The organism is Rothia sp. P7181 (assembly GCF_048513015.1).
GTDB lineage: Bacteria > Actinomycetota > Actinomycetes > Actinomycetales > Micrococcaceae > Rothia.
Window position 1 is genome coordinate 75082 of sequence record NZ_JBLXXZ010000004.1, and the last position, 22786, is coordinate 97867.

Genomic DNA, 22786 nt, shown 5'->3' on the forward strand with positions numbered 1-22786 from the left:
CGGTCGTTCAAAGACTCTACCCGCTCAATAGGCTACCCATCATACTGGAGTATTAGCGAGTATTCTCTCCTGTTAGTATATTCCTATGTCTCTTTCTGATTTATCTGAAAGCACCCAAAACTATCTTAAAGAAATCTGGGGAATATCGGAGTGGTCTCAGCACGTCGCAACGACAACATTACTTGCACAAAAAACAGGTAATCGGCCTTCGAGTGTTTCTGACGCGCTTAGAAGGTTGGCGAATGCTGGTCTCATTTCGTATCGCCCATATGCTCCAATTGAGCTAACAGAGCTAGGGAAAAAATATGCGGTGTCGATGGTTCGTCGACACCGCCTTTTAGAGACGTTTCTTGTGCAGGTTCTCAACTACCCTATTGACAAAGTTCATGATGAAGCAGAGGTGTTAGAACATGCTGTCTCAGATATCATGATTGAACGCATCGATGCACTACTAGGACATCCCACTCGTGACCCTCACGGAGATCCTATCCCTGCCGAAGACGGTACGGTAGATAACCCAGAACAGAGCACCCTCACAGACTATCTTCTAGAACATTGCTGCCAAGATCCACAGCGCCTCAGAATAGAACGTGTTAGTGATAAAGATGCCAAGATTCTCAGCTTTTTTATTCAACACCAACTCGTTCCAGGAAAGACTATTCTTGTACGTAGCAGCAGGAACCTAGAAGATATACAAGTTCGCCATGAAGGTTCAGCAAAAAGTATTGAACTTAACTCTGAGCAAGGGAAGAAGATTTTTGTGATTGAGTGCGAATCTTAGTGTAGATACGCTCTGAGATGAAGACTACCGCAAACATGACTCCTTGAGTAAGCACCACTGCACCACCAGGAGAAATATCAACATAGTAACTAATGTATAGTCCGCTAATAGACCCGACTAATGCAAAAGTCACTGAGTAGCACAGCATTGTTGTGAATTTATTTGTCAAAAGACGTGCGGTAGAACCTGGAATAATCAGCATTGCAACCACCAAAATAACACCAACAACTTGCAACGCAACAACAGATGTTAACGCCAGCGAAAACAACAAAATACCCGATAACAAGCGAGTAGATAGACCAATAGCGGCAGCGTATGAAGGATCAAAAGCGTAGAGAGTAAGATCTTTACGTTTGTAAAGTAAAACGCCTGTGACAAGAGCAGCTAGCACACACACCTGAGTAAGAGCAGCGACACTAACACCAAGAACGTTACCGTAGATGATTTCGTTCAGGTCAATGTGTGAAGGTGTTACAGAAACCATCACAATACCTAAAGCGAAGAGTGTCGTGAAGACAATACCCATGGCAGAGTCTTGACGAATCTTTCGATGAGAACCGACAGCCCCGATGAGCATCACCGCCACTAATGCTGTGACAAGTGCACCAATCGCAAAAGGAATTTGAAGAATATAGGCAAAGACAACACCAGGTAGCACAGCATGAGATATAGCGTCCCCCATCAAAGACCAACCCACAAGAACCAACCAACAAGAAAGCACTGAGCAGACTAGTGCTGCAACGATAGTTACAGCAAAAGCGCGCTGCATCAGCCCTAGGCTAAGCGGGGAAAGAAGAAAATCAAGCATGACAGTTTCGCTTTCTGTCCGCATTGTTGGTTGGTTAATGCGGGCTGGTTTATGAGGGGGAAAAGAAAAGTTACTGGGGTGATAGAACGTCCGTACCAAAAACCTTCATGAGGTTTTCGGGGCGGAGAACTGTTTCGACATCAGCATGAGCAAGCACTGTGCGTCGCAACAGAATTGCTTCGGTTGCTAACTGGCTCAAAGAGCTTAAGTCGTGGGTGGAAACGAGGATAGTTGCCCCATCTTGTGCTAACTCATTGAGGAGACTAACAATCATCTTTTCAGAACGCTTATCGACCCCTGCAAAGGGTTCGTCAAGCAAGAAAATGTTTGCTCCTTGCGCCATCGCACGCGCAACAAAAGCTCGTTTCCGCTGACCTCCCGAGAGTTCACCAATTTGGCGTTCTGCGAGGTCTGTAAGTTCTACACGTTCTAATGCCCGTGCAACCGCCTGTTTTGCTTGAGCATCGAGGCGGCGAGTTGTTCCGAGTCGCCAGTATGTTCCCATTGAAACCACATCACGAACAGATACCGGAAAGGTGAAATCTATTTCTTCGCTTTGAGGAACATAACTGACGACTCCAGTCGAACGCGCCTGTTGTGGGCTATGACCGTCAAGGGTAACAGTACCTGTACAGTCACGATGTACTCCCATCATGGTTTTGAAAAGGGTTGATTTTCCTGATCCATTCATCCCAATCAAACCGCAAATACGTCCTGGTTCGACGCTAAAGTTAACGTCGTCGAGGGCGTGGACGGAACCATAATGGGCAGAAACCCCAGTAACTTTGATGGCGCTCATAATATTTTTTTACTTTTCCTGAGTTAGAGCTTTAGAGATGGTCTGTGCATCGTAGGTGATCAGGTCTAGATAGGTCGGAACAGGTCCACCCTCTTCAGAGAGGGAGTCTACGTACAGTGTTCCACCAAAAGGTGTTCCGGTTTCGGTAACAACCTGTTGCATGGGGTTGTCAGAAACGGTGGATTCGCAGAATACTGCAGGGACTTTTTTGTCTTTGACGAATTCAACAACTGATTCGATTTGTGAAGGTGTTGCTTGAGCGTCAGAGTTGACTGCCCAGATGTATTTTTCTTGAAGTCCTGCGTCTTTAGTGAGGTAGGAGAAAGCTCCTTCACAGGTGACGAGTGCTCGTTGTTCTTCGGGGATAGTGGAGATACTTGCGACGAGGTCGTCATGTACTTTTTGTAGTTTTTCTTGGTAAGCGGAGGCATTGGCGCGGTAGTCAGACTCGTGTGCTGGGTCGAGTTTTACGAATGCGTCAGCGATATTATCGACATATTTCTTGGCGACGAGCGGGCTCATCCATGCGTGAGGGTTTGGTTTACCAGCATAAGCGTCTTCGGTAATGCTGATTTCTGGGACGCCTTCACTAACTTTGACGTGGGGCGCATCGGTGTTTTGAACAAATTTTTCGAACCATGTCTCGAGGTTTAGTCCGTTGTCGAGGATGAGATCTGCTTGGGTTGCTTTTTCGATATCACCGGGGGTTGGTTCGTAGCCGTGGATTTCTGCGCCAGGTTTGGTGATGGATTTGACCTCTAGGTGGTCACCAGCAACGTTTTGGGCGATGTCTTGAAGAACGGTGAAGGTGGTAAGAACCTGTGGTTTGCCGCTGGATGCTGATGCTTCTGCGCTGCTCTTTGCGGAGGGAGAGCCTGCACCACCGCAGGCACTAAGGAGCAAGACTGCTGAAGTGCACAGAGCTAGGAATTTAGGTGATTTTTTCACGATGAATACCTTTCACATCATGAGGTTTGATAAGGCTACGCCTTGTGTTATCTGAGAGTTAGAAGTCTGTGTGTATTGACGAGTATAACTTAAATGTTCGTCTAGACGAACATTTTTCGAGGGTGTCCCGATAACACCTCATATACAACAAAAGAGGTAGCCCTTGAAAACCAAGAACTACCTCTTTAATGAGCCATAAAAATAGCAAACACTACTGAACGACAGGAATAACCTCTAGCCCACCCATATATGGGCGCAAGGCCTCAGGAATACGGACAGAACCGTCCTGCTGCTGATGTGTTTCTAGAATGGCGACAAGCCAACGAGTTGTTGCTAGCGTTCCGTTGAGCGTAGCTACCGCACGAGTGCCACCCTTCTTCGTTTTACCAGAAGAATCAACAGTGTCAGCAAGACGTTCACGAATGTTCAAGCGACGAGCCTGGAAGGTTGTGCAGTTTGATGTTGAGGTTAGCTCACGGTAGGTACCTTGGGTAGGAACCCATGCTTCGCAGTCAAATTTACGAGCAGCAGAAGATCCGAGGTCTCCAGCGGCGGTATCAATAACACGGTAAGACAGCTCGCACTTTTGAAGCATCTGCTCTTCCCATTTCAGAAGCTGAGCGTGCATATCTTCAGCCTCTTCTACGGGGCAGTACACAAACATTTCAGCTTTATTGAACTGGTGCACACGAATAATTCCACGAGTGTCTTTTCCGGCAGAACCAGCTTCACGGCGATAGCAAGAAGACCAACCGAGGTATTTCTTTGCACCCTGGGAGAAGTCAATAATCTCGTCAGCATGGTAACCTGCTAGGGCAACTTCCGAAGTGCCAACGAGGTATAAATCGTCGCGTTCTAAACGGTAAATTTCGTCATCGTGCTTGACATTAAAACCTGTACCATTCATTGTTTCTGGACGCACGAGGGTAGGTGTTGTCATCATGGTGAAACCATCAGAAACAGCTTGATCCAGAGCCATGAACAAGAGGGCTTGCTCTAGACGGGCAACGTGACCTTTGAGGAAGTAGAAACGAGAGCCAGAGACTTTAGCCCCACGCACCATGTCAATACCGTCTACTAGTTCACCAATCTCGAGATGGTCACGAGGAGAGAAACCTTCTGCTTCAAAGTTTCGAGGTTCACCAACGGTCTTGAGAACAACGTAGTCATCTTCTCCACCAACAGGAACACCGTCAATAACGAGGTTTTCCATGCGAGTGAGGAGTTCTTCTTGCTGAGCTTGTGCCTTTTCGGAAGCTGTTTTTGCTTGGGCTACACGTTCAGATAGTTCTTTGACCTCAGCAAGCAATGCCTGTTTTTGCTCACCTTGAGCCTGAGCGACCTTCTTGCCGAATGTTTTTTGTTCAGCGCGCAGATTCTCAAATTCAGTGATGCTAGAACGGCGGGTTGCATCAGCTTCAAGAATCTGGTCTACCAAAGACTCATCAGCGCCACGTTTACGCTGCGATTCACGGAATAGGTCTGGGTTTTCACGAAGAAGGTTAATATCAATCACGGTATAAATTTACCGCAATTACTGCGGGTTCGCTCAAATTCACACACCCCATAGTTGATACGCTAACTATCATGAACATCAGCACACGGAAAATAGTCATCTATAGCACTCTCGCTTTAGGTGCAGGATGTAGCGCCGCTACGTGGGCGTTTAATATGCTCAACAGACACGGAGGGCGAGACGTTTTCCCTATATACCAGCCATCACACGTGATGCTGTCACCGGGAGAGCCTCAGAAGGTTGCGGTTATTTTTAATCCAACGAAACCTCAGGCAGAGTTAAGTTGCCAGACCATCAAGGAACAGTTGGCTCAGGCGCAATGGCCAGAGGCATTATTTTATGAGACAACGGTTGAAGACCCCGGCTATCACGTTGCGCAAAAGGCTTTAGAGCATGGGGCACAGCGCGTTATAGCTATTGGTGGTGATGGCACCGTTCGTGAGGTTGCTTCAGCTTTAGCCGGCAGCGAGGCCACGTTAGGTATTGTGCCGATGGGTACAGGTAATCTTCTCGCACGCAATCTTAACTTAGCCTATGGAGATGTTGCAGAGTCAGTTAATACTGCTTTGTATGGGACTCCCGAACGAGTTGACATGATTCAGATGACAATGACTCATCGAGATCAGAGCATCACTGAACGGCGCTACATCATCATGGGTGGTGCAGGTTTTGATGCCCAAATTATGCATGACACTGATGAAAAGCTAAAAACTAAATTTGGGTGGGTTGCGTATTTGCAGGCAGGTTTAAAAAATCTTCTCAAGCCACGTAAGTCTGTCAAAATTACAGTAGATGATCGACCTCCTATACGACGTAAAGTCCGTTCAGTTCTTATTGCTAACTGTGGTCAGGTGCAAGGTGGGGTAAATCTTACGTCTACGACAAATGCTCAAGATGGTCAGCTAGAAGTTATTATTCTGGCTCCTCGCAATTTGAGTGAGTGGATTATTGTAGGGGTGCAATTTGTTCTAGGTCCTCAAATATTCGATAAGCGCCGACGAGTTCTTGAGCATGTAGTGGGCAAGAGTGCAAACATTAAGTTCGTTCGAGAAGAACAGCCGGTAGAGATTGATGGGGACACTCTTCCTCATGCAATTCGTTTACAGGCGGAGGTCTTACCGGGCGCGGTGAAGATTTCGCTTTATCCTCAAGAATCAGAATAAGAGCTAAATGGTGGGGTGTATATTCTGAAGATGGAATATACACCCCGTGATTTTATAGTCAGCTAAGGGGATAGGTTATTGCAGTAGGGATTTTACCCACTGCTCAGCTTGAGAGAATGCCTTATCAGTATGCACAGGGTCTACAGTATTTTTTTCGCAGAGCGCACGAGGATATGACCCTAAAAAGGTGAGTTGCGGGCTGATTCTATGGAGTCCACGTAGCGCATCTTGCATCCGTGATTCAAAAAGGTGACCGTCAGCGTCAATTGAGAAAAAGTATGACCCTAAGAACTGTCCTGTTGGACGCGATTCGATACGCGAAAGGTTAATACCACGAGTCGAGAATTGTTCTAGGAGGTTAAGTAATGCTCCAGGTTTATCTTGAGGCAACGGAACTACCAGCGTTGTTTTATCTGCACCAGTAGGTTCGGGGATAACGGGTTTTTTTGCAACCAAAATAAACCGTGTAACAGCTTGTTTGTTGTCACCAATGTTTTCTGCAAGGACAGTTAGCTCAGGGTTGTTTTGAGCGACAGCTGGTGCGCAGACCGCAGCATCATAGGTGGGGTGATCTTCAAGTAGACCCATGGCGGCAGCCGCTGTTGATTGCCCTGGAACATAGTCTACTTGTGGAATGTGTTGTTCTGCCCACTGTCGTATTTGTGCCCATGCATGGGAATGTGTTGATACACGTTGAATATCGTCAAGGTTGATATTTTTGCGTGCCACGAGGGAGAATTCGATGGGTACGAGCACTTCGCGGATAATTCGCAAGCTTTTTTCACGAGCGATAGAGTCAAGCGTTGCGCTGACTCCTCCTTCGACAGAGTTTTCGATAGGGACCATAGCCGCGTCTGCTTGGTCTAAGAGAAGTGCTCTAAAGGCGGCAGGAACGGTGGGTGAGGGGAAGCGTTCACTGGTATGAGCTTCGGGAATACTCAGGAGTGCCGATTCGGTGAAGGTTCCAGATGGTCCGAGGAAGGTGTAGCGCATGCGTTCTAGTGTATCTGTTTCTTAGGAGGTGTTTTGACGTAGCGACAGGTGTATAAAAGATGCTTGGATTAGGCATCATGACGGTGTTTTACATATTAAACAACCACCCAAAGGTGAAGTATCTCACACATAATTGTTATCTTTGCGCAACCGCTAGAGAATGATATTTAGGTCACACAAGGCCTATTTGTATATTTCAGTCCAATGGAGGATCTCATGCGCATTAGCGTACCCCGCGAGATAAAACCACAAGAACAACGAGTTGGCATGACCCCAGACGGTGTTCACGCTCTCGTCGAAGCGGGACATGAAGTTCTTGTAGAAACCGACGCCGGCGTCGGAGCAGGCTTTAGCAACAAAGAATACCAAGAAGCCGGTGCACGCCTTGTCAGCGCAGATGAGGCATGGAACAACGCAGAACTTCTCGTCAAGGTCAAAGAACCTATTGAATCCGAATACCAGTATCTACGCGAAGATTTAACCCTATTTACTTATCTTCACCTTGCAGCAGACAAACCACTCACACAAGCTCTCATAACAGCAAAAACACGTGCTATTGCTTATGAAACAGTACGCGTTGGGCGAGCCCTACCGTTACTCCTACCCATGAGTGAGGTTGCAGGTCGTCTTGCCGGCTCTGCAGCAGCACAATATCTATTGGGTTCCCAAGGTGGCCCTGGCATCCTTCTTGGTGGCGTTCCAGGTGTTGCACCGGCACGAGTTGTTGTCCTTGGCGGCGGCAATGTTGGTACCCATGCGGCACAGATGTGCGTAGGACTTGGTGCCGAAGTCACCATTCTTGAAGGATACGGCCCTCGAGTACGCGAGTTGAATACTATTTTTGGTTCTACAGCTCGTATTCTGAACTCAACTCCACGCAATATTGCGCGTGAGATTTCCGAGGCAGATGTTGTCGTTGGGTCAGTGCTTGTCCCTGGGGCAAAAGCTCCTAAGCTAGTACGCCGAGAGCACCTGTCTTCTATGAAAACTGGTGCACTGCTCATCGACGTAGCAATTGATCAGGGTGGTTGTTTTGAGACTTCCCGACCAACCACCTATCAAGACCCTATCTATGAGGTCGATGGTATCCGCCATTATTGTGTTGCAAATATGCCGGGGGCTGTTCCACGTACCTCTACGGTGGCACTGACCGATGCCACCTTGCCTTATATCCTCAAGCTTGCACAGGGCGTTGATCAAGCGTTAGCGGAAGATTCTTCCTTGCAAGCAGGACTCAACACTGATAGCGGAAAAATTACGTTCCCAGCTGTTGCAGATGCATTCCCTGATTTAGTGAAGTAAGTTCCCGCTTGTTCATATGTCATAGGGGGTGGTGTTCAAGAACAAAATTCTTGAACACCACCCCCTATGACGTACTGTGCTTGTATCAGGTAAAGATATTTTAGGAAGTTTGTTTTAGTCGTTGTGCTGCTTCAGAGTCAGAGTCGTTGAGGAATTTTTCAATACGTTCAGATTCATCTGACTCTCCAATCGCAGATGCTGCTCCACCCAGTAGATATAAGGCTTTGAGAAAACCTCGGTTTGGCAGGTGAGTATAGGGTATGGGGCCGTGCCCACGCCAACCATTAGCACGGAGAGAATCTAGCCCACGGTGGTATCCCACACGAGCGTAAGCATAACCTTGAATCAGATTACCTTCCTCCAGTGTTTTTTCCGCAAGAAGCGCCCAAGCCAGTGACGATTTAGGAAAGGATTGCGCTAACACTTCAGGCGATTCCCCTTGTTCAATGCGGGCAAGCAATTCCGTTTCTTCTGGCAAATAGGTGGGGGCAGGCCCGTCTAGAAGATTTTTTCCGGCTAAAGACATGATATTTTTCCCTCTTTTTTGTGTAATTACAATTTTTTGTCCCTCAACTATTATGCAAGGAGTATACGCAGTCATCCTACCGAGGATTACCCTGACCTTAGTTCATTTACGGCACGCAAGAAAAGCTGCCCGCCACAACAAATTGATGACGAGCAGCTTTTTAATCATCTAATAAAAGTTAGCTACCTCTAAGAGAAAATACTTAGTTACGTTATTCGGCAAAAGAGGTCGCACCGTTGACACCTAGAACGCTATCTCTTTTTGATGTTTCAGGGCGCTCTACCTGCTCAAGGTTCTGAGTTTTGTACCATTTGATAGCAAGAAGGTTCTTTTTAAGCTGAGTTACCAGCACAGCGACAACCAGCGCTCCTACCGTAAGCGCCACTAAAAGATATACGAGAACGAACACCGTTGTTGTTTCTACAGACATCGCAGATTCTCCTTAGGATTGCCGATGCATTTTGGGTAAAACACTTCACCCTTGTGAGCGATGTTACTCTTCATATTCTTAGAAAGTCAACAAAATCTTTAGAAAATCAATAAAAAATACGGTGCGACAAGCTCACATTGTGAACCTATCGCACCGTAACAACGATAAAACGTTATTCTTGCAAGAACTACTTGATAGATGTTCCCACAGAGCCAAGCTGCTGAGCGGCCTCAACAACGCGAGCGCTCATGCCAGCTTCTGCTGCAGCACCCCATACACGAGGATCATAGGTCTTCTTGTTTCCGACTTCGCCGTCAACTTTAAGAACACCGTCGTAGTTGGAGAACATGTGTCCAACAACAGGGCGGGTGTATGCGTACTGGGTGTCAGTGTCAATGTTCATCTTGACAACACCGTAAGATACAGCGTCAGCAATTTCTTGCTCAGTAGAACCAGAACCACCGTGGAATACAAGGTAGAAGGGCTTCTCTTTACCGTACTTCGCACCGACTTCTTCCTGAATTTCTTTGAGAAGTTCAGGGCGAAGGTGCACGTTACCAGGCTTGTAAACGCCGTGGACGTTGCCGAAGGTAAGAGCTGCCATGTAGGTGCCTTTTTCGCCAAGTCCAATAGCTTCTACAGTTTTGATAGCGTCTTCAACAGTGGTGTAGAGAGAGTCGTCGATAGCGCCTTCTACACCGTCTTCTTCGCCGCCGACTGCACCAATTTCAACCTCAAGAACCTGGTGGTTCTTTGCGGTACGTGCAATCATCTGCTGAGCGATTTCGAGGTTTTCTTCTAGTGAGATAGCAGAACCGTCCCACATGTGAGAGTTGAAGATGGGGTCTTCGCCACGAGCTACAGCTTTTTCAGATTCTTCGAGAAGGGGAAGAACATAGGAGTCTAGCTTGTCTTTGGGGCAGTGATCGGTGTGTAGTGCAATGTTTACATCGTATTGCGCTGCGACAACTTTGGCGTATGCGGCAAATGCGAGTGCACCAACGACCATGTCTTTTTTGCTAGATCCAGACCAGTAAGCTGCGCCACCGGTTGAGGCCTGGATAATACCGTCAGATCCTGCTTCTGCGAAACCTGCGATAGCAGCGTTGAGCGTCTGAGAGGAAGTAACGTTGATTGCAGGGTACGCAAAACCTTTAGTCTTTGCGTTTTCGAGCATTTCTGCGTATTTTTCCGGGGTTGCAATAGGCATGCGGACTCCTTGGAGTTTTGTTAGATAGCCACCGGTATTGATGACTGCGTGTTCACGGTACGCTTGTTCAGCTATGTGACATAAGCGCACGTTTGTACTTCTTATTCTAGCAACTTACAGGCTAATAGCTACGGAATTTTTCGCAATGTTTCGGACATAAACCCACTTAATAACACGCTATTTCGTCACCTTACAAACAACTATTACCAGCTTTAACACCCTTTCCATGGGAAAGAAAAAGCCTACTAAACTCAAATGTCACAGCAAAACCCACGCTTTTCCACGCCATTAAATACCACCACCAAGAAAGCTGACTAAATCTCACACAATGGCACATCACGCCCCTACACAACACACCTAGAACAATTCTCATTTTTTGGAATAAAAGATGTCTTTTTCTACACTATCGGCGTGCCTAAGATAGCTTTACCACCAACCTTGTGGCTAGAATCACCGAATACGCATCACATTTTGTGAGGGCTCAACGACGCGCCCTCCACACAGCAATAAAGGAACTACCACTATGAGTAATCCGCACCCACACGTCACAGGGGACCACCTCAAAAACTACGAGCCAGTCCCTACACAAACCATCGATCAAGTACAACTCTCACGAGGCTCACGTGCAGAAGAAATAGAATCCGGTGAACGCACCAAGCGACTCATCGGCCTATTCGGAGGTCTATTCGCAGCAGTACTGATGTATTGCATCCTGCCAGCAGATATGCCTCACGCCGCACGACTCACCGCAGCTACGGCCGTCCTCATGGGTGGCTGGTGGATGACAGAAGCTCTCCCCATACCCGCAACAGCACTGCTACCATTAGTGATTTTTCCGGTCTTCAACCCAGAAGTAAAAATCAACGACGTAGGAGCCTCCTACGGCAACAGCATCATCTTCCTCTTCATGGGAGGATTCCTCCTAGCCCTTGCCATGCAACGGTGGAACCTGCACCGGCGTATCGCCCTTCTCACCCTACGAGTTATGGGCTCCCGACCCTCAGCCATGGTTGCCGGCTTCATGATAGCTACAGGCTTCCTCTCCATGTGGGTCTCCAACACTGCAACAGCTGTCATGATGCTCCCCATCGGCGTTTCAGTTCTAACCCTTATCGCTCAAATTCAGCATAAAGACACAGGAACAAGCACCAAAGATGCGACAGCAGAACTCGTCACATCAAATTTTGGTACGGCACTCATGCTCGGTATCGCGTATTCTGCATCTATTGGTTCGCTAGGAACGCTCATTGGAACCCCACCAAACACCCTACTTTCCGGTTACCTTGCTGATACGCACAACATCGTCATTGGATTTGGACAATGGATGCTTGTTGGTGTTCCCCTAGCCGTCATCATGTTATTCATTTGCTGGTTTATGCTCACCCAAGTAGTATTCCGACCCGAAATTAAAGAGATTCCAGGCGGTAAAGAACTCATCAATAACGAGTACAAGAAACTTGGTCCCATGAGCTCAGGAGAGCTTCAAGTGCTCATTATCTTCATTGGTGCAGCACTTGCATGGATTCTTATCCCCGTTATCTGGGGCAAGCAAGCACCTATTACTGACGCCGGAATTGCCATCCTCGTCGGATGTATTCTCTTCATGCTCCCCGCTGGCAAAGCCGGTAAAAAAGGTGTTCGACTCATCGACTGGGATACTGCGATGCAACTACCTTGGGGCGTCCTCATGCTTTTTGGTGGAGGCCTTGCACTCTCTAGCCAATTCACAAAATCCGGTCTTACCGAATGGATTGGTAAAGCAGTAGGTCACCTCGACGCGCTACCTCTAGTGCTCATGATTTTCTTAGTAACAGCAGGAGTCATCTTCCTCACAGAGTTAACCTCAAATACTGCAACAGCAGCAACCTTCTTACCTGTTGCCGGTGGTATCGCCATGGGAATGGGATTCAACCCAATGCTACTAGCTATTCCTGTTGCGCTCTCAGCAACCTGCGCTTTCATGCTTCCAGTAGCTACCCCACCCAACGCCATTGCATACGGCTCTGGTTATGTCTCCATCTCGCAAATGATTAAAGGCGGTTTCTGGCTCAACGTCATCGGGGTCTTCCTCATTACTGCAACCACCATGACTCTAGCCACCTGGGTCTTTTCCCTCTAACAACAGAAATATAACGGTCCAAAACTAAGAGATACATTACTGGTGGGGCGGTTAAGAATGTTCTTAACCGCCCCACCAGCATCGTTTTAATAGTTATAAAGCCCTAGGACGAATGCACTTTTTGCCCAAAGACATGGCGACGTACCCATGCGTGCATGGCCACTGCTGCAGCACTTGCCGCGTTCATCGAACGTGTAGAACCAAATTGTTCGATAGATAAAGTAGCTTCTGCTGCATGGTGAATCTCTGGTGACAGACCGGGGCCTTCTTGCCCAAAAACAAGAACACATTTTTCAGGCAGATCGTAAGTTTCTAACTGCTGTGAATCTGGAAAAATATCGATACCAATAACAGCAATATCTTCACTACGCGCCCACTCTAAGAACTCTTCAATTGTGGGGTGATGACGCACATGCTGATATCTGTCAGTCACCATTGCGCCGCGTCTATTCCAACGCCGTTTACCGATAATATGTACTTCTTGCGCAAGGAACGCATTAGCTGTACGTACAACAGTTCCAATATTCAAATCGTGTTGCCAGTTTTCAATGGCAACATGAAAGTTGTGACGCTTGGTGTCGAGATCAGCAATAATTGCTTCCATTTTCCAGTAACGGTATTTATCAACAACGTTACGACGGTCGCCTTCTCGTAAGAGCTGCTCATCCCACCAGTCACCATCTGGTAGCTCTCCTTCCCACGGCCCAACACCAATGGTGTGAGATAGCTCCGCGGAGGTTTTTTCATCTTTTGAGCTAGCGTATTCTTCGCTCACCTTATCTCCATCTGCCAAGAAAAGAGTGGTAGCAGCAACACCAGAAAAGGTGCAGCTGCTACCACCAGAAAAGTTTTTTAGTCGAGACCTAAATCAGTTTTTGAGTATGCATAGAGGCAAGGGACTCCTGCAACCTCTTCAATATGTTCTTTTGCGCCAGTAGCACGGTCTACAATCACAGCTACAGCAACTACCTGAGCGCCGGCAGCGCGTAGGGCTTCAACCGCGGTCAAAGCAGAACCACCGGTGGTTGAGGTATCTTCAACAGCGACAACACGACGTCCTTGCACGTTAGGGCCTTCTACCTGACGTCCCATACCGTACGATTTCTGCGCTTTACGAACCACAAAAGTGTCAATAGCGCGGTCTTCGTCGCCGGCAGCGCGCATGATGGCATGCCCGACAGGATCAGCGCCCATGGTGAGCCCACCAGCGGCATCAAATTCAATACCGGCAGAGTCAATCAGGTCTAACATGACCTGACCGACAAGACGTGAAGCCTCGTGGTGTAAGGTTACTCGACGCAAGTCCACATAGTAGTCTGCTTCCTGACCAGAAGCGAGAGTTACTTTTCCGCGAACAACGGCAAGTTCTCGGATAAGTTCTTGTAGGCGTTGGCGAGCTTGTTCAATGGGCATTTTTTCGGAGAGCTTAGTCATGCTCTCTAGTCTAGTCATCTTCTTCAGTTCACACGAGATAAAGCATCGCTAAGATGATGAAAAACTCGTAGGTATCTAGGCTTCGGCATCATGGCCAGTTTGGTTGCCAGTGGTGAACATTTGATTCGGTAGTACACAGTTATTCTGTTTGCGAAGCAACTGGTTTTGCGTTGGTCCTGCTACTTTTCACAAGCGGGAACTTTTTTGACCCTGAGTAGTTAAGTGTGCACCCCAGTTAGGGGGTATTCACGTATACTCGTTTCGCCTTATAGGTCGTAGGAATACATATCAGTTATATAGTAGGTTGTGGAATTTTTTCCATACCTAATTATATCTATTTCCCTAGTTTTGCTAAGAATATTCCAATACATATAGAAGCAACACAGGCAAGGACCCCACTAAAGTAAACCAATGTATCTACAAATGGATTGCGTATATATGCAGAAAATGCGAGTATTGAAAGTAGTGAGAGAATTATTGGATTGTTTCTAAAAATATTATCTTTTTCATAAGACCTCTTAGATGCAAAAATAATTATTATCATCCAGAGAGCCACATAAATTATATTTAATAGTGTCAATTATTAATCTAAGCCCTTTCTACCCTCGGAGTTCTCTAACCAAAGAAACACATGACCCTATTCCTAGCAGATCAAACACCTCGTTCATGACGAAAGTTAGATCGGAGGCAACTGCCACTGTCTTATGAACCTTTTCATGACGACTCCCAATTGCTACGAGAATCCATTACCGGATTTAAAAATGTGATTCAAAACATATTTGCCAATGTTTTGAACAACTATAGAGCGAATCCTGGGAATGGTCAATATGTTCCTAAAAAGTTCACAAGGCTTAGGGTGGCCCTTAGCCAATTATTACCTGATACTGACGCGGCAGTGGTGCATTTCAACGCCAGACGTGTGTAAGAAAAAAGTTCCTATAAACCGGGTCAGAGCTGATAGGGAAGTGCGTGGGTGGAATTGGAACGGGTTATAGATCTGGAGAGAATACTACTTTTGGAAACTAGTTAAAGTAGCGTTCCCCAAAGATTTCGCTGCTTCAAATGCCACATATCTCTCAACAATTGAGGCATTTGGGAACACCCGCGCATACTCTGCAATTGCTTGCCTACGTTGCCCTGCTACAACATAACCACAGAACATCTGTAGCTCTGGTGTTGCAAAATACTCGTAGACACCTTTCGTCTGAAACATTCGCAACAGAGTTTTTACCTTTTCGTTTCCAAACATTTTTCTCCTAAATCACCCATGGGGTTGCGCACCAGCCACCTGCAGCTACCAGATATGTCACGATACCTACGAGTCCGCCTTCAAGCACGTTGACATCAACTAGCCAAGCTAACACCCAAGCTACTTCACACCAATTCTGAGTTGCTAGAAGATAGTCGCTGACCGGCAAAAATCCAGCTATAGGAGCTGGGCAACCATAGTTCCAGTCAACTTCACACCTGAAGGCGTTAAGCACAGAAGCAGTTTCTTAAAATCATGAAACCCTCCCGCTCTTATTATGCAAAACATATGTTATGCATGACTTGTATCTCACTGTAGAGAGCTTTTTGAGAGAAGTAAACGTCAAAACAGGTATTTTTAAATATCAAAACAAGTATTTTCTAGTTAGTTGGGGTATCCCCCTGCTCTGTTCGGCAAAGAGTGAGCGCTGGACGCAACTAGACAGTACAAGTCCAGTTAGTTACTCTTACAAACCACCACACGACGACAAGAACCACCCCTTAGCTTCCAACACCAACAGTTGCCACCAGAGCCAACATCAACTACGCTAAAACAAGAGGCCTAAGAAGCTCCACGTTTGGTGATTACACTGTACTTGCTAAACGTCGCCTTATACCCCCGTCACGCACCCCAATGCGCTCGCAAACTCCTCTCAAAAGATTTTTATAAAAAGGGGCAAATCAAAGACGTAATTAGACGCGAAAACGTGGTCAATGTCGATAACCAACGCACGATAGAAAAAGGGGCTGGGCTGTTAAAATGCGTACTTGTATAGGTCTGCCCGTAGGGGTTTTGGTCAGCGGGGCGCTCCTGGTTTCTGAGCAGAGAAAGACCCTCTGGACGTCTGTGACGTGTACGGCGAACCGGGCTTCTTTTGTTGCGGTTCTGCTGGATAGTACTAGACTCGTAGACACAAGCTTGGATTCCTTTCGCAGTAAGACACGAGACGGAATTTGTGAACCGGAAGAGTTACCGTTCTTCCAGTTCTTTTTTATCTAAAACTGCTCTAAGCCCGTTCTAAATTCTCTATCGGCTCCTTATGAATGGCTCGACCGCGCAACGCTTGCAACATATATCCCAGTGCTTATCGCGATAATTAGCAGAGCTAGCATCGAATAGTTACTGACAGCTTCGTTTATAAAGCCCATGCTTCTAGCAACTAGTAGAGATATACCGATAGCAAAAAATACCAAAGGCAGGATAATTTTATTTTTTGTTAGCACTTTAATTCAGCACCTTTATTGAGATGAACAGCCTGTAACAATTCCGTTGATTTCTGTGAAAGTGACCCCATTTCCATCTTGAGCACATTCTTTAAGCTTTTCCTGGTTATTCCAGGCCCATCCGAAGAAGATTCCGCCCGCTACTCCAACAGGCCAATAACCCGAGCCCAAAAGGCCAGCAAGTCCTGCCGAGTCCTTTACCTGCCCATACCCATCAATCATTTTCTGGACTTTGCAGGAATCTAACTTAACATCATTGGTTTGGCCGCCAGTAATAAAATCAACTGATACGACCTCAGTTTTCGTTTCGCCCTTACACTCTTCCGCAACTGCAGGAGTGTATATTCCTCCTGCTAAGCCAAGAGTTAGAAATCCAACAACAAAACCAGTTGAAATTTTTTCATAAAAGTCATTGTTCTTTTTTCCATCTGAGCACCTCTACTCTGGTGGTTAGCATAATATTAATCCAATCATGGCAAAAATAATCAGTCAACTTATCACATCACAAATTGATAAAGCCACCAAACCCTCGTGTGTACGGGGAAATCTTTTTAGAGTCACGTATAAGGAATGAGAAATAAAATATCCCAAAATTCTTGATTCAAACTCCTTGACCACGCACAATACAATGTGCCATGTATGTTACATGGCTACTACATCAGATAGCGTACTCACAGTACGCATACCAACCACCCTCAAAAAGCGTTTAAATGCATTGGCTCAGCGCACTGAACGCCCTGTTGCTTTTTATGTCAAAGAGGCATTGGAACAGAGTATCTCAGAACTTGAACATGCTTATGAATTGCAGACTCGTGCTCAAGCAATACGTGAAGGTAGAGTCCGCACATATACCCTTGATGAAATCCGTACTGAATTAGGTCTATAACATAGCTAATTCTTTATGGATGAAGGTCTTTGATAAGCAGATAAAACACCTCTGAGAGGTGGCGAGTTATCTACAGCTTCTCACGCGCACGTTTAAGTACGAGGTTTAATGAAAAAACTTCTTGAAAGAAGCTTTTTTGTAGTGGAGTAAAAATAGGGGTAAAAACGGTTATTAACTAGGTTAAACAGTGGTTACATGGATTTTTAACTTCCACCCAAATGTCACACCCTAGATTAATGAGCTGTTTGCCTTCCCTATCGTGCAGTCAAAGAGAAAATCTGGCTTCGTGAAAACGGCTCTTGAACACTTAGAATCACCCTAAACGTTACCCAGCAAGGTGCAAGAGAAGCCGCCCATCACCACATCCAAGGTCAAGTACTTCATCTCCGTCGTTTACGATGCTCTCAGCGGCGGCAAAGTCCCATGTTGCGCGGACAGTTGTTGCTTCGTATTCATCAAACAAGGGCTCATCGAAATAGTATTGGCTTACTCGAAGTTTTGCTATTCCAGACCTCACGATTTTGTCTATTGGTGGTTGCAAATCAATGGCATCTAATGCTAATTGATTATGCTCGAATCTGCTTGTTCCAGCAGTCATCTCAGTATCCTCTTTTCTTTTTTTGAAAGTTGTTGTTTATTAGACCGATTTACAAACACGCCAAATAATCCTACGAACGTAGCTATAAAACCGACTATAACTAAAGCAAGACCAGCTTGATCAACATGTATAAAAGCGGAACCAATAAAACCTATAAATACTGCAGTTTGCAGGAGTAAAACATAGGCAGGCATCTGAAGAACTCGCTTTGTCGAGTCTACTCTTTTGATGATGAACCCTGACATTAGAGTGTTTTGAACACCGTTAGCAACGCCAATGAATGCTGCTGCTACCACTATCTGCCAAGTAAGTTGTGTTGAACCTACTATTACGATGCTGAGACCAATTACGGCTGCTGTTATAGAAGCGCCAGGCGCCTCGCCGATTTTCTTTCCTACAAAGCTAGAAAAAATTACGGGGCCTGCTACCAGGCCAGTGCTCAACGTTGCAACGATAACTCCGTAAATCTCGGCGTTTATACCGAGTTCATTACGGATTCTTACCAGAAGAAGAACGTTTAATGCGCTAGTTACCAAAACTGTAATGAGGAGCGGAATGATTGCACGAGATACTCCTTCAGTCCGGAGTAATCCCAATATATCTACGCTTTTACTATCTCCATAACTATTTTTCGTACCTACACCAACGTTCAATAGTTTAGGTAACGATATAGCAGTGCAGGCTACAGAAATAAGCATGAGAATAGCTACATACAAGAACCCCTGAGGCCCGGGTGATAAGGCAAAAAAGATACTTCCAATGAGTGGTCCAACAACATATCCAAGGTTACGTACCGATTGAATCACTCGGTTTGCTCTATCGATTCCTGCCTCATCAGTAAACAATGCAGGAAGCGCAACCATCACCGCAGACCAGAGTATAGAGCCTAGACACCCAAGTGCTGCGGAAACTATGAGACACCAGAACAGTGTATTCATAAATGATGCAACAGCAATAAGTGTTGCTTCAGCGATAAATACAATATTGATTACACGCCGAGCGCCGAAAAATGCAAGCAAACGAAGTGAAAAAAGCCAGCTGATATACCTCCAAGAAGCCCAGCAGCAAGTAATGCAGATACTTGTGCAGGTGCAGTTTGACCTGTCTCTGAAAAACGTAAGGCAAACATAACTTGCGTTGCCTCATCTCCAAAGCTTCCTAGAAATAGTGCTACGCAAGCTATACCTGTGGCAATTTTAGTGTCAGACCTTTTAAAGAAATCATCTATGTAACTCATAAATGCAGCTCTTACCCTTTATCGTGGGGATTGTTTGTCCCAATCTAGTCGCTCTACAACCATCACCATGAGTACTGCTACCAGTATCCCAATGAGTCCCGGTATGACTGCCCCTACCGGATCATTGCCCCATTTTTCTGGCAATAGCGCTTTGACAACTACCGGCACACCCCATAGGAGACACAGTGCCCCTATAAGGGTGAGGGTAACTGTCTTTTTCTTTGAGCGACCAAAGAACTGTCGGGCTGGTTGTTCCTGCGTGTTGTTTTTGATTCCTAGCCATGTAAGCATCTGAGACTCCTATCAGCTGATGGATATTGATAAACAAATCACCAAAACAGGTAATCGCTCATTTTATTTAAACCACCTTGTTAAAGTGAGACTTAAATTTTCTCAAGAAAATTTATAAAATTATAATATTTATTCCATAAATTACTCTAGTTTTTTCATTGATGGCACAAGCGGCAACCCTATGACCAAATCTTTATTTGACGACCCGACGCCCCGTGTCTCAACGCCATGGCAGGAACAAGAAAAATCCATAAATTTTTACACTACTCATGTGTCGTTTTTATAGACATAACATCGCAACGGTGACCCGACCAAAAACACCCGGCTTGTGATATACAGTTCCGGTATTTTGTTCACATTGATGATGTAACTAGGTTTGCACGCATTGAAGGATTCGCATGACAGGCAAGTAGCTACCGAAAAGTTCGGCTGAGTATCGCTACGGTAAAACACGATTTTGAAGACCCGCTGATTCTGATTGATAGGACCGCTAGCTGTCACCCGTTGTTCCTAACACGTACTTCCAGCAAACAACCAAGCCTGCACATATAGACCATGTTTGCCAGACAAACGCCGGTTCCGCTATCAAACCGCTAATTAGCCTGAGCCTTTATAAACCTCGTTCTAACCTGTTTCCTGCTCCACATTGCTCTAAACATCCAATACCCAAGCAGTCCAGCAAAAGGCCAGATACCAGAAAAGATATTTAATAATGCCACTTGTTAATCTAAAATCTTTCTGTCCTCTGGTGACAATGAGAATCTATTACCCAATTAGATGATTCACATATATGCCACTATGTTTTGAATCTTATAGATACATTTTCCGGAACTAGCTGACACCTCTCTACTACATCAAGAACCGACTAGACTGAAAATATGAGTATTTTTTCTTCTGACCCAACCGAAAAAACATCCCAAAAAATAACACGCTACGTTCTTGGTACCGGTCTGAGTTTCATGGGTGCGTTGCACTTCAAAAAAGATTCAGTCGAAAAATTTGCGAGTATTGTTCCACCCATAGTTCCAGGCTCAGCTGAAAATATTGTGTACCTTTCTGGCGTAGCAGAGCTCACTATCGGAGGAACACTCCTACTCGTACCACGAGCACGAAAAGCTGCTGGTTTAGCAGCCACAGCACTATTTGTGGCAGTTTTCCCAGCCAATATTTATCAATACCTTGAAGGGATTGATATTCCAGGTGTATTTGAGACAGATGCTCAACGGCTACGTCGCCTGCCCTTGCAGTTACCGTTAATTATGGCTGCCCTCTATGTGGCACAGCAGCGTTCAACTTCGTCAACATCTCCTGATACTCAGCTTCAGGATGAGAATCGTAGACGATAGCGCCTCCTGCACTCACAGATATGGTGCCGTCAGCGTCGATAATGAGTGTTCGAATCACAATGGATAGCTCAGCCGAACCGTCTGCACTAAAAAACCCCAGAGCACCCGAATATACTCCGCGAGCGCGTTTTTCCAATGAGTCAATGATGCTCATCGTAGATGCTTTAGGCGCTCCGGTCATCGAGCCGCCAGGAAAACATGCGGCCGCTGCATCGACAGCAGTGATTCCCTCACGTAACTGTGAACGAATAGTGGACACAAGTTGATGTACCGTAGAGTAGCTTTCTACTCCCATCAGCACCGGAACGTTAACCGTACCTGGTTGGCTCACTGTTGAGAGATCATTTCGCAGTAGGTCAACAATCATCAGGTTCTCAGCCCGTGTTTTTGGGTCGTCCCTGAGCCATTGTGCTCGTTGTTGGTCTTCTACGGGGTCGTGGCTGCGAGGAATGGTGCCTTTGATAGGTTTCGTTTCCACGATTCCGGTGTTTTTCACCTGAAGGTAGCGTTCTGGGGAAGAACTGAGCACATACCATCCTGCACAGTTGAAGAAAGCGGCGTAAGGGGCAGGGTTCTTTTCTCTTTGAGCGAGATAAATCCCTAGGGCTTCTTCTGCACTCAACGGTTTTTCTGTGTGTATGTGTGTGGCGGTGGTGAGGCATACTTCGTAACTGTTGCCGTCATGTATCTGCTCTAGGCATGTTTCTACATGCTGGCAATAGTCCTGTTTTGAGGGCGTTGGAAAGTTCAACGGAGGTGCCGGAATTGGCTGGTATATCGTGAGGTTACGAAGCTGCTGCTCCATGTGATGGATCCATGTGCTATCTCCAACTAGCCAGCTCTTTGCTGTGCGATGCTCATAGATGAGGTAGTTCGTTGCAGGAAACCATAAAGCATCTGGTGTAGTACGGGGAGCATTTTTTGCATGTGGAGTATTAGCACCGATGTCTAAATCGAGGTGTGCTTCGTACCCAAAATATCCGACGTATCCGCCCAGTAGTAGAGTCTCTTCAGGAGAGGACATGGTGCCCGATGCGGGGGTGGGTGCTGTCTCTAATTTTTGGTGGAGAACTTCCCAGATGTCACCATCAATGGTGCCGTTGGGTGTTCCGTTTCCGTTGTAGAGGTGTACTTGTGGGGTTGGTGTTCCAGCGTGAACATAGTGCAATATCTGGGAGTCTTCAGGAACTACACCAATATAAGAATAATGAGACATGCTAGAGCTGGCTAAAGCGCTATCAAGCCAATAAGAATACCTGCTATCAGCAGTAATAACCGGATAGGCTTGGGCAGGTTCAATAGGGTAGCTCAGAGCTAAAATCTCTAGTTCCACAGGCTTATTCACCCAATATATGCTACCGGATGTACGGGACTGATAATTTTCTTCTATCCGGTAGATTCTTTTGCCCTACAGACAAGAGGTGTTCTCTAAAGCCTCATAAGAGGCATGAAAAAGTACAGTATTTTAGAGAACTTGAGGAGTGTCTCCATTGTCAGAAACCATAGGTTTTTGAGCATCTGCCCACGCGCCCATTCCACCAAGAACGTTAATCGCATCAAAACCGTACTGGTTAAGATAGGCAGTTGCTTTCAAAGAACGTCCACCGGAACGACAGATAACATACACATCAACGTCGGTAGGTACTTCTCCGTAACGTGCAGGTACCTCTCCCAGTGGGATATGTTGAGCGCCTTGAATATGGCCAGCTTCCCATTCGAAGTCTTCTCGAACGTCAAGAATTTTAGCGCCTTCAGGAATCTGTTCAACAGTTACTTGCGATAGCTCGTCATTCATGATTTTTTACTCCTAGAAATACGGACGTTAGATACAACTCTTCCATTAGATGGACGAACCAACAAGAGGATTTTTGAAGGAATGTTAAAAAGTTTCTCCTAATTTACGATGTGTTTCCTCTGATAAAGCATG

General features: G+C 46.1%; 24 protein-coding genes. 6 read left to right on the forward strand and 18 right to left on the reverse strand.

Going from position 1 to position 22786, the window contains the following annotated elements; translation table 11 throughout:
• Positions 1–85: 85 nt before the first annotated feature.
• Positions 86–781 (forward strand): metal-dependent transcriptional regulator, encoded by a 696-nt coding sequence (locus ACN08Z_RS03220; RefSeq protein WP_419103162.1) that lies wholly within the window; start codon positions 86–88, stop codon positions 779–781.
• On the opposite strand, the gene ACN08Z_RS03225 is transcribed toward ACN08Z_RS03220, so the two are convergent.
• From ACN08Z_RS03225 to serS, 4 genes are all read right to left on the reverse strand, one after another.
• Positions 732–1589, reverse strand: a complete 858-nt coding sequence (locus ACN08Z_RS03225; protein WP_419103163.1) for a metal ABC transporter permease — start codon at positions 1587–1589, stop codon at positions 732–734. The genes ACN08Z_RS03220 and ACN08Z_RS03225 overlap by 50 nt on opposite strands.
• A 70-nt stretch (positions 1590–1659) precedes the next feature.
• Positions 1660–2388, reverse strand: coding sequence for a metal ABC transporter ATP-binding protein (locus ACN08Z_RS03230; RefSeq protein ID WP_419103164.1), 729 nt, complete (start codon positions 2386–2388; stop codon positions 1660–1662).
• 9 nt (positions 2389–2397) lie between these two features.
• Positions 2398–3336 (reverse strand): metal ABC transporter substrate-binding protein, encoded by a 939-nt coding sequence (locus tag ACN08Z_RS03235; RefSeq protein WP_419103165.1) that lies wholly within the window; start codon positions 3334–3336, stop codon positions 2398–2400.
• Positions 3337–3547: 211 nt separating this feature from the next.
• Positions 3548–4852 (reverse strand): serine--tRNA ligase, encoded by a 1305-nt coding sequence (gene serS, locus ACN08Z_RS03240; protein WP_419103166.1) that lies wholly within the window; start codon positions 4850–4852, stop codon positions 3548–3550.
• Between the two features lie 71 nt (positions 4853–4923).
• Between serS and ACN08Z_RS03245 the strand changes: the two genes are divergently transcribed.
• Positions 4924–6015 carry a diacylglycerol/lipid kinase family protein gene (locus ACN08Z_RS03245; protein ID WP_419103167.1) on the forward strand — a complete coding sequence of 364 codons (1092 nt, stop codon included), beginning with the start codon at positions 4924–4926 and terminating at the stop codon, positions 6013–6015.
• Positions 6016–6090: 75 nt separating this feature from the next.
• Here the strand turns inward: ACN08Z_RS03245 and pheA are convergent, their stop codons facing one another.
• Positions 6091–7008 carry a prephenate dehydratase gene (gene pheA / locus ACN08Z_RS03250; protein ID WP_419103168.1) on the reverse strand — a complete coding sequence of 306 codons (918 nt, stop codon included), beginning with the start codon at positions 7006–7008 and terminating at the stop codon, positions 6091–6093.
• A gap of 216 nt (positions 7009–7224) precedes the next feature.
• Here pheA and ald point away from each other — a divergent pair, with 216 nt between their 5' ends.
• Positions 7225–8310 (forward strand): alanine dehydrogenase, encoded by a 1086-nt coding sequence (gene ald, locus ACN08Z_RS03255; protein ID WP_419103169.1) that lies wholly within the window; start codon positions 7225–7227, stop codon positions 8308–8310.
• Positions 8311–8410: 100 nt separating this feature from the next.
• On the opposite strand, the gene ACN08Z_RS03260 is transcribed toward ald, so the two are convergent.
• The 3 genes from ACN08Z_RS03260 to fbaA form a co-directional block, all read right to left on the reverse strand.
• On the reverse strand, positions 8411–8836 hold the full coding sequence (locus ACN08Z_RS03260) for a DUF3151 domain-containing protein (protein ID WP_419103170.1): 426 nt from the start codon (positions 8834–8836) through the stop codon (positions 8411–8413).
• Between the two features lie 211 nt (positions 8837–9047).
• Positions 9048–9266: a hypothetical protein gene (locus ACN08Z_RS03265; protein ID WP_419103171.1), complete on the reverse strand. Its 219-nt coding sequence runs from the start codon at positions 9264–9266 to the stop codon at positions 9048–9050.
• A gap of 187 nt (positions 9267–9453) precedes the next feature.
• Entirely contained in the window at positions 9454–10476 is a 1023-nt protein-coding gene (gene fbaA, locus ACN08Z_RS03270; RefSeq protein ID WP_419103221.1) for a class II fructose-bisphosphate aldolase, read from the reverse strand.
• A 523-nt stretch (positions 10477–10999) separates the two neighbouring features.
• Here fbaA and ACN08Z_RS03275 point away from each other — a divergent pair.
• Positions 11000–12595 (forward strand): SLC13 family permease, encoded by a 1596-nt coding sequence (locus tag ACN08Z_RS03275; protein ID WP_419103172.1) that lies wholly within the window; start codon positions 11000–11002, stop codon positions 12593–12595.
• Between the two features lie 103 nt (positions 12596–12698).
• Here ACN08Z_RS03275 and ACN08Z_RS03280 read toward each other — a convergent pair whose 3' ends face one another.
• From ACN08Z_RS03280 to ACN08Z_RS03295, 4 genes are all read right to left on the reverse strand, one after another.
• Positions 12699–13370 carry a TrmH family RNA methyltransferase gene (locus ACN08Z_RS03280; RefSeq protein WP_419103173.1) on the reverse strand — a complete coding sequence of 224 codons (672 nt, stop codon included), beginning with the start codon at positions 13368–13370 and terminating at the stop codon, positions 12699–12701.
• Between the two features lie 77 nt (positions 13371–13447).
• Positions 13448–14029: an orotate phosphoribosyltransferase gene (gene pyrE, locus ACN08Z_RS03285; RefSeq protein WP_419101131.1), complete on the reverse strand. Its 582-nt coding sequence runs from the start codon at positions 14027–14029 to the stop codon at positions 13448–13450.
• A gap of 1009 nt (positions 14030–15038) precedes the next feature.
• Positions 15039–15278, reverse strand: coding sequence for a hypothetical protein (locus ACN08Z_RS03290; protein ID WP_419103174.1), 240 nt, complete (start codon positions 15276–15278; stop codon positions 15039–15041).
• 7 nt (positions 15279–15285) lie between these two features.
• Positions 15286–15513 carry a hypothetical protein gene (locus ACN08Z_RS03295; protein WP_419103175.1) on the reverse strand — a complete coding sequence of 76 codons (228 nt, stop codon included), beginning with the start codon at positions 15511–15513 and terminating at the stop codon, positions 15286–15288.
• A 1634-nt stretch (positions 15514–17147) separates the two neighbouring features.
• Between ACN08Z_RS03295 and ACN08Z_RS03300 the strand changes: the two genes are divergently transcribed.
• The gene (locus tag ACN08Z_RS03300; RefSeq protein WP_419103176.1) at positions 17148–17387 is read left to right on the forward strand and encodes an antitoxin; all 240 of its coding nucleotides are present in this window, start codon (positions 17148–17150) and stop codon (positions 17385–17387) included.
• A 325-nt stretch (positions 17388–17712) separates the two neighbouring features.
• Here ACN08Z_RS03300 and ACN08Z_RS03305 read toward each other — a convergent pair whose 3' ends face one another.
• The 4 genes from ACN08Z_RS03305 to ACN08Z_RS03320 form a co-directional block, all read right to left on the reverse strand.
• Entirely contained in the window at positions 17713–17904 is a 192-nt protein-coding gene (locus ACN08Z_RS03305) for a methionine biosynthesis protein MetW (RefSeq protein WP_419103177.1), read from the reverse strand.
• 77 nt (positions 17905–17981) lie between these two features.
• On the reverse strand, positions 17982–19004 hold the full coding sequence (locus tag ACN08Z_RS03310) for an MFS transporter (RefSeq protein WP_419103178.1): 1023 nt from the start codon (positions 19002–19004) through the stop codon (positions 17982–17984).
• On the reverse strand, positions 18974–19222 hold the full coding sequence (locus ACN08Z_RS03315; protein WP_419103179.1) for a hypothetical protein: 249 nt from the start codon (positions 19220–19222) through the stop codon (positions 18974–18976). Before ACN08Z_RS03315 ends, ACN08Z_RS03310 begins: the two co-directional genes overlap by 31 nt.
• Before the next feature lie 18 nt (positions 19223–19240).
• Positions 19241–19513 (reverse strand): hypothetical protein, encoded by a 273-nt coding sequence (locus ACN08Z_RS03320; RefSeq protein ID WP_419103180.1) that lies wholly within the window; start codon positions 19511–19513, stop codon positions 19241–19243.
• Between the two features lie 878 nt (positions 19514–20391).
• On the opposite strand from ACN08Z_RS03320, the gene ACN08Z_RS03325 reads away from it, so the two are divergent.
• Positions 20392–20859: a hypothetical protein gene (locus tag ACN08Z_RS03325; protein WP_419103181.1), complete on the forward strand. Its 468-nt coding sequence runs from the start codon at positions 20392–20394 to the stop codon at positions 20857–20859.
• Here the strand turns inward: ACN08Z_RS03325 and pabB are convergent.
• Together pabB and ACN08Z_RS03335 are read right to left on the reverse strand one after the other, a co-directional pair.
• Positions 20771–22204, reverse strand: a complete 1434-nt coding sequence (pabB, locus tag ACN08Z_RS03330; protein ID WP_419103182.1) for an aminodeoxychorismate synthase component I — start codon at positions 22202–22204, stop codon at positions 20771–20773. The two genes, ACN08Z_RS03325 and pabB, sit on opposite strands and share 89 nt — an antisense overlap.
• Before the next feature lie 120 nt (positions 22205–22324).
• The gene (locus ACN08Z_RS03335; protein ID WP_419103183.1) at positions 22325–22654 is read right to left on the reverse strand and encodes a rhodanese-like domain-containing protein; all 330 of its coding nucleotides are present in this window, start codon (positions 22652–22654) and stop codon (positions 22325–22327) included.
• Positions 22655–22786 lie beyond the last annotated feature (132 nt).